Below are 11974 nucleotides of genomic sequence, written 5' to 3' on the forward strand. Positions count from 1 at the left end.
GTAGGGCAAAAGAAGGCGCGCTGGATCACTCCGGCGCGCCTTTTTCTTTTGCCCGGCCTGTGGCTATAGCGGCGCCAAATCCAGCCCACCGATTTTGAGGAGTTCTCGCCGATGACCATTACCCCGCTCATGCCTGTCTATCCGCGCTGCGAAGTGCGTCCGGTCAGGGGCGAAGGGGTTTATCTCTACGGCGAGAACGGCGAACAATATCTCGACTTCGCGTCGGGCATCGCGGTCAACCTGCTGGGCCACGGCCACCCGCATCTGACCAAGGCCATCCAGAATCAGGCCGCGCAGCTGATGCACGTGTCCAACCTCTACGGGTCGCCGCAAGGCGAACGCCTGGCGCAGCGGCTGGTCGACCTGACCTTTGCCGACACGGTGTTCTTCACCAATTCAGGCGCCGAGGCGGTCGAATGCGCGATCAAGACGGCGCGCCGCTATCATCATGCCAAGGGTCAGCCGCACAAGCATGACCTGATCACGTTTTCGAACGCGTTCCACGGCCGAACGATGGCGACGATCAGCGCGACCAACCAGGAAAAGCTCCGTGACGGTTTCGCGCCGCTGCTCCCCGGTTTCAAGGTGGTGGAGTTCGACAATCTCGACGCGGCGCTGGCCGCGGTCGACGATCACACCGCCGGTTTCCTGATCGAACCGGTGCAGGGCGAAGGCGGCATCCGCCCGGCGTCGAAGGAATTCATCCAGGGCCTGCGCAAGGCGTGCGACGACAACGACCTCATGCTGGTGTTCGACGAAGTGCAGTGCGGCATGGCCCGCACCGGTACGCTGTTCGCTTACGAACAATATGGCGTCGAACCCGACATTCTTGCCAGTGCCAAAGGCATCGGCGGCGGCTTTCCGCTGGGCGCTTGCCTGGCGACCGAAAAAGCGGCGCAAGGTATGGTCATCGGCACCCACGGATCGACCTATGGCGGCAACCCGTTGGCGATGGCCGCGGGCGAAGCGGTGCTCGACGTGGTCGCCAACGACGAATTTCTCGCCCACGTCCGCCAGATGGGCGACCGGCTTCGCGCCGCGCTCGAACAGATGATCCCTAACCACGACGGCCTGTTCGACAGCGTCCGGGGCATGGGTCTGATGCTGGGCATCAAGATGAAGACCGACAGCCGCGCGTTCGTGAACTGGCTGCGCGGGCAGGGCCTGCTGGCGGTCGCGGCCGGCGACAACGTCATGCGCGTTTTGCCGCCGCTGGTGATCGACGACAATCATATCCGCGAATTCGTCGACCGCCTGTCGCAGGCGGCGGCGGTCTACGAGGTGCCGGCCGAAGCCTTGTAGGGTTCGATGCCCTCGCCGAGGTGGCGATTGTTCGCCTCGCGGATTTTCGCGCCTTCTTCGTCGTACAGGAACGGCAGGAAGGCGTATCGCTTCCCGCTGGTCACCGGCGTCGCCTCGTGCAGTAGCGAACAGGAAAAGACGACCGCTCCGCCAGTGGTCGCGCGATAGGTGCGCTGGCCGAATTCGGGAAAGCGCAGGTCGCCGCCTTCATAGTTGCCGGCGTTGAGGTTGATGGTGACCGCGAATTTGCGGTGCGCCGTGCCCATGGTCAGGTTGTCGCGGTGCGGCCGGAAATGCCCGGCGCCAGCTTCGTAACAGGCGACGATGTAGCGTTCGATCCGGGTCGGCGTGAACTGGAAGGCGCGCTTTATCGGCGTGGTCAGGTGGGCGCTCAATTGCCCGACCAGCGACTTGATCAGCGCCTCGTCGTCGATCGTCCAGTCGCGGCGCTGCTTGTGCGACGGGTCGAGCACCAGCGTGGTCTTGCCGTTCACGTCGCGCATGAAGCCCGATTCCTCGCCGCCCTGCGCCTCGTACCGCCGGACCAATTCGGCGCAGGTGTCGGCGGAAAGCACGTTGGGAATCTGCAGCACCGGGGCCCAGCCGTCGTCGCTGACCGCGGCAATCTCGGAGCGGAGCAGGGCGATGGCCGCTTCCCCCGCGTCGATCGGAAATCCGCCCAGCACGCGGAGGGCCGGATCGAGCACCAGCCAGCGCGGCTCGAAACCAGCCGGCCCGACGGTGCGGTAGAGCGCGCCGAGCTTGCGGTCGAAGTCGAGGAAATGGCGAATGCCGGGGATCTGTTGGGCGATCCGGCCCGCGCCGGGGTCCGTCGGGTCGGAAGTGATGCCGAAGAAACAGGCCTTGTCGTCGTCGAACAGACGCCGGTTCGCGGCGACCAGCGCCAGCGCTGCGGCGGCCTCCGGCCGGGCCGCGCTGCCGTAGAACAGCATTAGCACATGGCGACCGGCGACGGTATCGAACGCATAGGTGGGCGAGCCCGACAGGGCAGGGGCGCGGAACCAGGGCGCGGCGTCGCCGCGGCCGAGCGGTGGCGGGGCAGGGGATGGGTCGGTCACCTGCCCAACATTGCAAGCCCGGAGCGGCGCCACAAGTGCCCGTTGTGACGCGGCGGGGCGCTTCCTATCTACGCGCCATGCCAGCAATCGAATTGAGCACCGACGTCGCCCTTGGCGTCACCATTCCGGCGCGCAACGCGCGCGGCCGGTTGGTGCGCATTGGGCCCGCGCTCGACACCATCCTGTCCAACCACAAATATCCGCCGGTGATCGAACGGCTGCTGGGCGAGGCGCTCGTCCTGACCGCCCTGCTCGGCGCGATGCTCAAGGAGCCGCAAGGCCAGGTCACCTTGCAGGCGCAGACCGAAAACGGGGCGATCGACCTGTTGGTGTGCGATTACCTTGGCGGCGAATTGCGCGGCTACGTCCGCCACGATCCGGACCGGTTGGCGGAGGCCGGCCCCAACCCTTCGCTGTTCGCACTGTTCGGCAAGGGCTACCTCGCCATCACGTTCGACCATCCCGGGATGGACGAGCGTTATCAGGGCATCGTTCCGTTGGAAGGCGAAAGCCTGGCGCGCGCGGCGGAGAGCTTCTTCGCGCAGTCCGAGCAGATTCCCAGCGTCGTCCGGCTCGCGGCCGAACAGCGGGACGGGGGCTGGAGCGCGGGCGGGTTGCTGTTCCAGCACCTTCCCGAGGGCGAAGAGGGCCGGGAACGGCTGCACACCCGCCTCGACCACCCCGACTGGCCGCACGTGGCGATCCTGGCCGGTTCGGTGAAGCCGGAGGAACTGGTCGATCCCGGCGTCGCGCTCGATACGCTCGCCTGGCGTCTGTTTCATGAAGAAGCGGAAGTGCGCACCCTGGACCCGGTCCCGCTGGCGCGCGGTTGCCGCTGCGATCCCGACTATGTCCGCTCGGTCATCGCCCGATTCCCGGCGGAGGAGCGCGCGCAGATGGTCGGCGACGACGGCTTCATCCGCGTCGATTGCGAATTCTGCTCGCAAAGTTTCCCGATTTCGCTCGACGACGGCGCCTGACGGCAATTCCCGAGTAACAAATTCGTGCTAAAAGACGGTTCAGTGATGAAGCGCATTGCCCTTGTGTCCATGGGAGCCGTGTCGCTCCTGCTCGTCGCCGCCGCGCCGGCGACGGTGCTGACGACTGCCCAGCCAGGATTGTGGGAAATCGAACGCGCGGGAACGCCGCTCAAGCGCAGTTGCGTGGCGCAGGTCGCCGCGCTCGCCCAGCTCGAACATCAGCGCAAAAGTTGCACGCGAGTCGTGATTCGCGATACGGCCGCGCTGGCAACGGTGCATTACACCTGCCCGGGCGGCGGCTTCGGCGAATCGGCCATGCGGTTGGTAACGCCGCGCTCCTTGCGGGTGCAGACGCAGGGCATCTCGGACGGTGCGCCCTTCAATTACGTCTTCCAGGCCCGACGGGTCGGAGACTGCCCGGCTCATTAAGCCGGTGTTTAACCAAGCCGCGGTAGGAGAATCGCGTGCCGGTCTTCTGGCACGCTTTCCTCCCGAATCGGGCTTGCGTCCGATCGACTGGGCCGCCCCTCCTGCCGGTTGGGCGGCCCTTCTTTTGACCGCCGAAGCCGCTTAAGAGCGCCGCCATCATGACCGACCAGCGCAAAGCCGTTGTCCTCGTTTCCGGCGGGCTCGATTCGATGGTGGCCGCGGGGCTTGCCCGCGAGCAGGGGTTTGCCGTGCTGGCCCTGACCGTCAATTACGGGCAGCGGCACGCGATTGAGCTGCAGGCGGCAGCGCGCATCGCGGCCGAACTGGCGCAGCGGCACGTGGTCCTCGACCTCGACCTGACGCAATTTGGGGGTTCGGCGCTGACCAGCGATATCGCCGTTCCCAAAAGCGGCGTGGGGGAGGGCATTCCCGTCACTTATGTGCCCGCGCGCAACACGGTCTTCCTCAGCCTCGCGCTCGCCTGGGCGGAGGCGGTCGGCGCCCGCGACCTGTTCATCGGCGTTAACGCGCTCGATTATTCAGGCTATCCGGATTGCCGCCCGGAATTCATCGACCAGTTCGAAGCGCTCGCCAACACGGCCACCAAGGCGGGGGTCGAAGGCGAACCGTTCACGCTCCACGCGCCGCTGCAACATATGACCAAGGCCGATATCGCTCGCGAAGCCGCCCGCCTCGGCCTTGACGCCGGGCTTAGCCACAGCTGCTACGACCCGGCAGCGGATGGCCGCCATTGCGGCCTGTGCGACGCCTGCCGCCTGCGCGCCAAGGGTTTCATCGAGGCTGGGTTGCCGGACCCGACGCGCTACGCGGGGCAACCGCAGGCGTGACCTATGCGGTCAAGGAAATCTTCCTCACCCTGCAGGGAGAAGGCGTGCAGGCCGGGCGGCGCGCGGTGTTCTTGCGCTTTTCCGGCTGCAACCTGTGGAGCGGGCGCGAACAGGACCGCGCGACCGCGCAATGCCGCTTTTGCGACACCGACTTTGTCGGCACCGATGGCCCGGGCGGCGGCAAGTTCGCCAATGCCGAAGCGCTGGCCGATGCCGTGGCGGCATCCTGGGGCGAAGGCCCCGACCGGCGGCTGGTGGTGATGACGGGCGGCGAACCGATGTTGCAGGTGGACGACGAACTGGTCGACGCCATGCATGCGCGGGGCTTTGAGATCGCGATTGAATCGAACGGCACCTTACCGGTGGCGGACGGAATCGACTGGGTGTGCATCAGCCCCAAGGCCGGGACGGAGGTGGTCCAGCGGTCGGGCGACGAACTCAAACTTGTGTGGCCGCAGCAAGGGATCGACCCCGCGGCACTGGAAAACTGGGATTTCCGCCACTTTCTGGTGCAGCCGTTGGATTGCGCGGACGGGGCCGCGGCGCGGGATGCGGCGATTGCGTTGGCCATGGACCGGCCCAAATGGCGCCTGACGATCCAGGCACACAAGGTCGTCGGACTGGCCTAGTCGGCTGCGTTTTCGGCGGCGTTGTCCGCCGCATTGCCGCTTTCGTTGTCGATCTCGTCGAAACTGTAATTGACGTCCGCGGCCATGTTGGCGGCTTCGCCGGTGGCCGCGTCGATCGCGGTCGAATCATTGACCGGGGCGATGTCGCCCGCGTCGGTTTCCTCGGTCACCGCGGCATTGTTGCCGGCCGGTCCGTCGCTTCCGCAAGCGGTCAGGAGAAGGGCGAGAAGGGCTATCGGGCCAAGGCGCATGATCGGCTTTCTCTCCGGATAGAAAAGAGGCTGCCGGGCGAACCCGGCAGCCTCGATATCGCACGGCTCCATTGGAGCCGCCGATTACATGTTGGTGGTGGTATTGTTCGCCACGTTGGTGTCGGTCGTCACGTTCATGTCGACCGCATTGACGTCCGTAACCGCGTTCATGTCGACCGCATTCACGTCCACCGTGTTGGCGTCTTCAACAACCAGGTTGTCGACGGTCAGGTTCTCGACCGCCATGGTGTTGTTGTCGGCGGCTTCGTTGTTGGTGCAACCAGCAACCGCCAGGGCCGCACCAGCGACCAGGATCAGAGCACGCATTCAAAACTCCCTATTTATTTCGATCTGGCGCGGAATCCCGCTGCCCAAATCACGCTCAGCATAAGCTGAACGGCTCATTACCATCAAGAGACTTGATTGGTTCCCGGCAAGTCGTTGAGAAATCGCGCGAACGCGCCCCGCAAGGCGGCATCGACGTCCGCCATCGTGGCGTTTTTGCCTTCCGCGGCCAGGCTGGTCACGCCGAAATCGCTGATTCCGCACGGCACGATCCCGGTAAAATGGCCAAGATCCGGCGCAACGTTGATCGAAAACCCGTGCAGCGTCACCCAGCGGCGCACCCGGATCCCAAGGGCGGCGATCTTAGCTTCGGCGAGGCCTTCGCCGACCCAGATGCCGATCCGGCCCGGCGCCCGGTGGGCGGCGATGCCCAGGGCGGAGAGTGAATTTATCACCCAGCCTTCCAGCGCGTGGACCAGCGCGCGGACGTCGCGGCCGCGCCGGTCGAGGTCGATCATGACGTACCCGACCCGCTGTCCCGGCCCGTGATAGGTGTAACGCCCGCCGCGACCGGCTTCGTAAACCGGAAAGCCCAGCGGATTGAACAGTTCGGCCGGGTCGGCGCTGGTCCCGGCGGTGAACAGCGGCGGATGTTCCAGCAGCCACACGCACTCGCGCTCCTCGCCGGCGCGAATCGCTGCGGCGCGGGCCTCCATGAAGGCCAGCGCGTCATCGTACGGCACCAGGCCTTCGCTGGTTCGCCATTCGACGCCGTCGATCGTTTCCATGCCGGGCAGATGCCGTGCGCGGCGCCGCCGGGCAAGTTGCAACGCCTGCGCCGCCCCCGCATAAGTCCGGCAGGATTCGCGAAGGGGGCGTAGGGGCAGATGGCCGGTTTATCGATTTCGAAAGCATGGGAAGACAGCAAGGCGCGGCTGGCCGCTGACGGCAAGCTGATGGTCGCTGTCGCGCTGGCCCTGATCATGTTGCCGCAGGCGGTCGTCGTGCTGGCCGCGCCGCCCGCCGCGCTTTCCGGAGCGGAACCGGGCGGCGAATCCAGCGCCCTGATGCTGGCCGCGACCATCCTTGCCCTCGTCGGGCAATTGGCGATCGCGCGGCTCGCCATCGGTCCGGCGACCAGCGTCGGCGATTCCATCGCGCACGGATTCAAGCGGCTGCTGCCGCTCATCGGCGCCGTGTTGATCCTCGCGCTTGTCGTGATCCTCATCGCCATTCCGCTGACGATGCTGCTCGTCGGCGTGGACGGGCTGGAGGCAGCAGCGGCCGGCGGGACGGCAACCAGCGGCCTGGGCCTGACCGTGCTGCTCCTGGTGATCATTGCGCTCCTCGTCGGAGCGCGGTTCCTGCTGCTGGTGCCGGTGGCGACAGCGGAACCGGGCGGGCCGATCCATATCCTCAAGCGCTGCTCGGCGCTGGTCAGCGGCCATTACATAAAGCTGATCGGATTCGTGCTCCTCCTGCTCATCCTGCTGATGATCATCACCCTGGCGATCCAGCTCGGCGGCGGCTCGCTCATCCAGCTGTTCCTCGACATCAAGCCGTTCAGCGTCGGGGCGCTACTCTATGGCTTGCTGGTCAGCGCGTTGCAGGCGGCGATCGCGGTGCCGTTTTCGGTCCTGGTGTCGCAAATCTACCTTCAGCTTGCCGGCGGCGGGGACTCCGAAACGGTTTCCGTCCCAAGCAGCGGCACCTGAGGCGCACAGTCGCTCGGCAGGATGCCGAGCAGGCGGGGATCGCGAAAGCGCTCGATCGCTCGCCGGTATGGCGTGAACCCGGCCCGGCAATATGCGCCCAGAGCCGCCGGATGGTCGAGGCTGCAGGTATGGACGTGCACGCGCTCGATGCCGTCGCGCCATGCCCGGCGGATCGCTTCGGCCAGCAACCACCGGCCATGGCCCTGGCCGGCCAGTTCCGGCGCCAGCCCGACGAAGGCCAACTCGCATGCCCCGACCTCGCGAAAATCGAGCTCGAGGAGCCCGACTTCCGCGCCAGATGAGTCGGTCACCATGAACAGCTCGACGCCAGGGTCTGCGATGATCCGCATCAATGCCTCGTCGTCCATCACCAGGCGCGAGAACCACAGCCACCGGGCGCCGACGCGGCGGAAGAGGGTGCGATAGGCGCCGGCCGATGGTTGCTCGACGCGTCGCAGGGTGAGGGGCGAATCGGGTACCTCCAGATCCGGCGCCTGCCGCATCTCCAGGAAGGTGACGACCGCGGCCAGGTCGCCGTCAGCGACGGCTTCGTAGCTCATTTCCAACGCGCCAGCGGCGGCAAGCTCATCAGGATCGCGTCGATATTGCCGCCGGTCTTGAGGCCGAACAGCGTGCCGCGGTCGTACAGCAGGTTGAACTCGACATAGCGCCCGCGGAACTCGAGCAGCCGTTCAAGGTCCGCCTCGTCGAACGGCGTGTGCATCCGGCGGCGGACGATTGCCGGAAAAATCTCCAGCAGCGCTTCGCCGACCGCCTGCGTGAACGCGAAATTCTGCTCGAATGTCGCACCTTCGCCGGGCTCGTGACATTCCAGATGGTCGTAGAAAATGCCGCCGACGCCGCGATCGACGCCGCGATGGGGAAGGTAGAAATATTCCTCGGCCCATTTGGAAAAGCGCGGATAAAAGGTCGGGTCATGGGCCGCGCACGCCGCGCGCAGCCGCGCGTGAAAGGCTTCCGTATCCTCGTCATTGGGGGTCGCGGGATTGAGATCGGCGCCGCCGCCGAACCAGCGCTTTCGCGTGGTCAGGAAACGCAGGTTCATGTGCACGGCCGGCACGTGCGGGTTGGCCATGTGCGCGACGAGGCTGATGCCGGTGGCGAAAAATCCGGGGTTGTCCGGGTCCGCGCCGAAAATGCTGCCCGCGAACTCGGGTGAAAAGCTGCCGCCGACGGTCGACACGTTGACCCCGACCTTTTCGAACACGCGGCCGTTCATCTGGCTGCGCACGCCGCCGCCGCCGGGCGATCCGCTTTCGTCCGGCCGTTCCCAGGCGGTGCGCACGAAAGCGGCGTCGGAGCCGGCTTCGCGCTCAATCCCTTCGAACGCGCCGCACAGGCGGTCGCGAAGGCTTTCGAACCAGGTCCTGGCGGCCTGCTGCTGCGCGTCGAGCTCGATCATGGGGCGGCTAATTGCGAACCCTTGGCGTCAGCGCAAGCGCCGCTCCTTGCGGATTAGGCGATCGGTGCTACGGACGGGCCGCAACAGGGCCTTGGCAGTGCACGATGGTCTCGCTATCAGGCGCGCCAATCGCCTTAAGGGGGCTCCGTTGGGCGGGCCTTCAAGTGTCATAGGGTAAGCATGGCTGACGTTCCGGTTACGGATGGCGACGGCGTTCGCCGCCGCGATTTCCTAAATGTCGCCGCAGTGAGCTTCGCCGGCGTCGGTGTCGCTGCTGCGGTTGGCCCGCTGCTGGTGCAGATGGCGCCGCCGGCCGACGTGCGGGCGCTGTCGACGACCGAAGTGGACATTTCCAAGATCCAGCCCGGACAGGGCATCAAGACCGTCTGGCGCAAGCAGCCGGTCTTCGTACGCAATCTGGTGCCGGCCGAGATCGAAGCCGCCAACAAGGTGCCGCTGTCGGAACTGCGCGATCCGCAGACGCTGGCGGAACGGACCAAGCCGGGCAAGGCCAATTGGCTGATCACGTTGGGCGTGTGCACCCATCTGGGCTGCGTTCCGCTGGGCATCGGCGAAGGCGAGAACAAGGGGCCGTTCGGCGGCTATTTCTGTCCGTGTCACGGGTCGGCCTACGACACGGCGGCGCGGATCCGGACCGGCCCGGCGCCGACGAACCTCGTCGTGCCGGACTATGAATTTTCATCGCCGAACACCGTCGTGATTGGCTGAGGGGACGCCAAGCAATGAGTTTTTCCTGGGCGAAGCCGTACGAACCGAAGACCGAGTTCACGCGCTGGATCGATCAGCGCCTGCCGCTCCCGCGGCTGGTGTACGGTGCGGTCGGCGGCGGTTATCCGGTGCCGCGCAACCTCAACTATTTCTGGAATTTCGGCGTCCTCGCCGGGATTTTCCTGACCGTCCAGATCGTCACCGGCATCGTGCTGGCGATGTGGTATTACGCGACCGGTGACGGCGCGTTCAATTCGGTCGAGCACATCATGCGCGACGTCAACGCGGGCTGGCTGATCCGCTATGCCCACGCCAACGGCGCCAGCTTCTTCTTCGTCGTCACTTACATCCACATCTTCCGCGGGCTCTATTACGGGTCGTACAAGGCCCCGCGCGAACTGGTGTGGATGCTTGGGCTGGTCATCTATTTGCTGATGATGGCGACCGCCTTCATGGGCTACGTCCTGCCGTGGGGCCAGATGAGCTATTGGGGTGCGCAGGTCATCACCGGCTTCTTCTCCGCCTTCCCGGTCGTGGGCGAACCGATCCGCATCTGGCTGCTGGGCGGTTACGCGCCCGACCAGGCTGCGCTGACCCGCTTCTTCTCGCTCCACTACCTCTTGCCGTTCGTGATCGCGGGCGTCGTCGTCCTGCACATCTGGGCGTTGCACATCCCGGGATCGAGCAACCCGACCGGCGTCGACGTAAAGGATGAAAAGGACACGTTGCCGTTCCATCCCTTCTACACCGCCAAGGACGGCTGGTTCGCCGCGTCCGTGGTGCTGCTCTACGCGCTGTTCGTCTTCTTCATGCCCAACGCGCTCGGCCACCCGGACAATTACATCCCGGCCAACCCGCTGGCGACTCCGGCGCACATTGTTCCGGAATGGTATTTCTGGCCGTTCTACGCGATCCTGCGCTCCTTCACGGTCGACTTCATCCTGCCGGCGAAGCTGTGGGGCGTGCTGGCCATGTTCGGCGCGATCCTGCTGCTGTTCTTCCTGCCGTGGATCGACCGTTCACCGGTCCGCTCGGGCAACTATCGCCCGATGTTCAAGCGGTTCTTCATCATCCTCGTCATCGACGTGCTGGTGCTGGGCTATGTCGGCGGCGCGGAAATCAGCCCGCTGAACATCGCTCTGGGGCAGATCGCATCGGCGTATTATTTCTTGCATTTCCTCGTCATCCTGCCGTTCGTTTCGGCCTATGAACGGACCTTGCCGCTGCCGGATTCGATCAGCAGCTCGGCCCTTCACGGGGAAGACGAGGAAAGCGCGCCCGCCGGGGTGAAGACCGGCACGAAGTCCACGGTCGCGGGCTAAGGGGAAGCATTCAATGATTCGCTGGATACTCGGATTTGTCGGCGCGGCTTTCGCTTTCGCGCTGCTGATCTCGCTGTGGGGGACGGCGTCCGACTATTTCTCGAGCCCGCACGAGCCGACCGCCGAGGAAGAATTCCACAAGCATCCCAAGGCGCTGCACCTCGCCAGCGACGGCCCCTTCGGCAAGTTCGACGAACAGCAGCTGCAGCGCGGCTTCCAGGTCTACAAGGAAGTTTGCGCCGCCTGCCACGGCCTGAACCTGGTCGCTTTCCGCGACCTTCACGCGCTCGGCTATACCGAGGCCGAAGTGAAGGCGATCGCCGATCAGTGGCAGATCGAAGTTCCGTCGATCAATCCGGAAACCGGCGAAGCGGCCACGCGCAAGGCGACCCCGCCCGACAAGTTCCCGTCGCCCTATGCCAACGAAACCGCGGCCCGCGCGGCGAACAACAACGCGCTTCCGCCCGACCTGTCGCTGATCACCAAGGCGCGTGAAGGCGGCGCGGCGTACATCTACTCGCTGCTGACCGGCTATGCGCGGCAGCCGGCCGAACTGGTGGAGAAATTCCCTGCGGCGAAGACCCCGCCGGGGCTCCACTACAATCCCTATTTCGCCAACCTCAACCTTGCCATGCCGCCGCCGCTGACCGCCGAAGGGCAGGTCAGCTATGCCGACGGTACCAAGCCCAGCGTGCAGCAGATGGCGACCGACGTATCGGCGTTCCTGGTGTGGGCGGCCGAGCCCAATCTGGCGCGACGCCATGCATCCGGCTTGGCGGTGGTGATCTTCCTGCTGTTCGGCGCGATCTTCGGCTATCTCGCCTATCGCAACATCTGGCAGACCGAAAAGCGCAAGGTGCGCCCGATCGGCCCGCTCGACCCGGACAACACCGCGAAGCGGCGCCAGGCGAGCGAAGACGCGGGCATGCCCAACTAGGCTGGACGCCGCGGCGCGGCGTTCACCTTAGCGACATTAGGGAAC

At 65.6% G+C, this 11974-nt stretch carries 15 protein-coding genes; 9 read left to right on the forward strand and 6 right to left on the reverse strand.

Features of this window, described 5'->3' with window-relative positions:
- Window positions 1–111 precede the first annotated feature (111 nt).
- Window positions 112–1302, forward strand: a complete 1191-nt coding sequence (locus H8M03_RS00285) for an aspartate aminotransferase family protein (protein WP_187479806.1) — start codon at window positions 112–114, stop codon at window positions 1300–1302.
- Here the strand turns inward: H8M03_RS00285 and H8M03_RS00290 are convergent.
- Window positions 1275–2381, reverse strand: coding sequence for a 2OG-Fe(II) oxygenase family protein (locus H8M03_RS00290; RefSeq protein WP_246448936.1), 1107 nt, complete (start codon window positions 2379–2381; stop codon window positions 1275–1277). The genes H8M03_RS00285 and H8M03_RS00290 overlap by 28 nt on opposite strands.
- A gap of 77 nt (window positions 2382–2458) precedes the next feature.
- On the opposite strand from H8M03_RS00290, the gene hslO reads away from it, so the two are divergent.
- From hslO to queE, 4 genes are all read left to right on the forward strand, one after another.
- Window positions 2459–3361, forward strand: coding sequence for an Hsp33 family molecular chaperone HslO (gene hslO, locus H8M03_RS00295; protein ID WP_187479807.1), 903 nt, complete (start codon window positions 2459–2461; stop codon window positions 3359–3361).
- A gap of 45 nt (window positions 3362–3406) precedes the next feature.
- On the forward strand, window positions 3407–3790 hold the full coding sequence (locus H8M03_RS00300; protein ID WP_187479808.1) for a DUF3617 domain-containing protein: 384 nt from the start codon (window positions 3407–3409) through the stop codon (window positions 3788–3790).
- A gap of 158 nt (window positions 3791–3948) precedes the next feature.
- Window positions 3949–4638 (forward strand): 7-cyano-7-deazaguanine synthase QueC, encoded by a 690-nt coding sequence (gene queC, locus H8M03_RS00305; RefSeq protein WP_187479809.1) that lies wholly within the window; start codon window positions 3949–3951, stop codon window positions 4636–4638.
- A complete protein-coding gene (gene queE, locus H8M03_RS00310) occupies window positions 4635–5267 on the forward strand; it encodes a 7-carboxy-7-deazaguanine synthase (RefSeq protein WP_187479810.1) in 633 nt (210 codons plus the stop codon). The genes queC and queE overlap by 4 nt, the downstream gene beginning before the upstream one ends.
- Here queE and H8M03_RS00315 read toward each other — a convergent pair.
- From H8M03_RS00315 to lipB, 3 genes are all read right to left on the reverse strand, one after another.
- Window positions 5264–5590: a hypothetical protein gene (locus H8M03_RS00315; protein ID WP_187479811.1), complete on the reverse strand. Its 327-nt coding sequence runs from the start codon at window positions 5588–5590 to the stop codon at window positions 5264–5266. The two genes, queE and H8M03_RS00315, sit on opposite strands and share 4 nt — an antisense overlap.
- A gap of 12 nt (window positions 5591–5602) precedes the next feature.
- Window positions 5603–5845, reverse strand: a complete 243-nt coding sequence (locus H8M03_RS00320) for a hypothetical protein (RefSeq protein WP_187479812.1) — start codon at window positions 5843–5845, stop codon at window positions 5603–5605.
- 83 nt (window positions 5846–5928) lie between these two features.
- Window positions 5929–6591, reverse strand: coding sequence for a lipoyl(octanoyl) transferase LipB (gene lipB, locus H8M03_RS00325; RefSeq protein ID WP_187479813.1), 663 nt, complete (start codon window positions 6589–6591; stop codon window positions 5929–5931).
- A 99-nt stretch (window positions 6592–6690) separates the two neighbouring features.
- Here lipB and H8M03_RS00330 point away from each other — a divergent pair, with 99 nt between their 5' ends.
- Complete coding sequence (locus H8M03_RS00330) at window positions 6691–7518, forward strand: hypothetical protein (protein WP_187479814.1); 828 nt, start codon at window positions 6691–6693, stop codon at window positions 7516–7518.
- Here H8M03_RS00330 and H8M03_RS00335 read toward each other — a convergent pair.
- A complete protein-coding gene (locus H8M03_RS00335) occupies window positions 7461–8078 on the reverse strand; it encodes a GNAT family N-acetyltransferase (protein WP_187479815.1) in 618 nt (205 codons plus the stop codon). The genes H8M03_RS00330 and H8M03_RS00335 overlap by 58 nt on opposite strands.
- Entirely contained in the window at window positions 8075–8941 is an 867-nt protein-coding gene (gene hemF / locus H8M03_RS00340) for an oxygen-dependent coproporphyrinogen oxidase (protein ID WP_187479816.1), read from the reverse strand. The genes H8M03_RS00335 and hemF overlap by 4 nt, the downstream gene beginning before the upstream one ends.
- Window positions 8942–9121: 180 nt before the next feature.
- On the opposite strand from hemF, the gene petA reads away from it, so the two are divergent.
- Genes petA through H8M03_RS00355 form a run of 3 tightly spaced genes read left to right on the forward strand, consistent with a single transcriptional unit; the run spans window position 9122 to window position 11929 of the window.
- On the forward strand, window positions 9122–9670 hold the full coding sequence (gene petA, locus H8M03_RS00345) for a ubiquinol-cytochrome c reductase iron-sulfur subunit (protein WP_187479817.1): 549 nt from the start codon (window positions 9122–9124) through the stop codon (window positions 9668–9670).
- 14 nt (window positions 9671–9684) lie between these two features.
- A complete protein-coding gene (locus tag H8M03_RS00350; RefSeq protein WP_187479818.1) occupies window positions 9685–10992 on the forward strand; it encodes a cytochrome b in 1308 nt (435 codons plus the stop codon).
- Between the two features lie 13 nt (window positions 10993–11005).
- Entirely contained in the window at window positions 11006–11929 is a 924-nt protein-coding gene (locus tag H8M03_RS00355; RefSeq protein ID WP_187479819.1) for a cytochrome c1, read from the forward strand.
- The last annotated feature ends 45 nt before the right edge of the window (window positions 11930–11974 follow it).

The organism is Sphingomonas sabuli (assembly GCF_014352855.1).
In the GTDB taxonomy this organism is placed as follows: domain Bacteria; phylum Pseudomonadota; class Alphaproteobacteria; order Sphingomonadales; family Sphingomonadaceae; genus Sphingomicrobium; species Sphingomicrobium sabuli.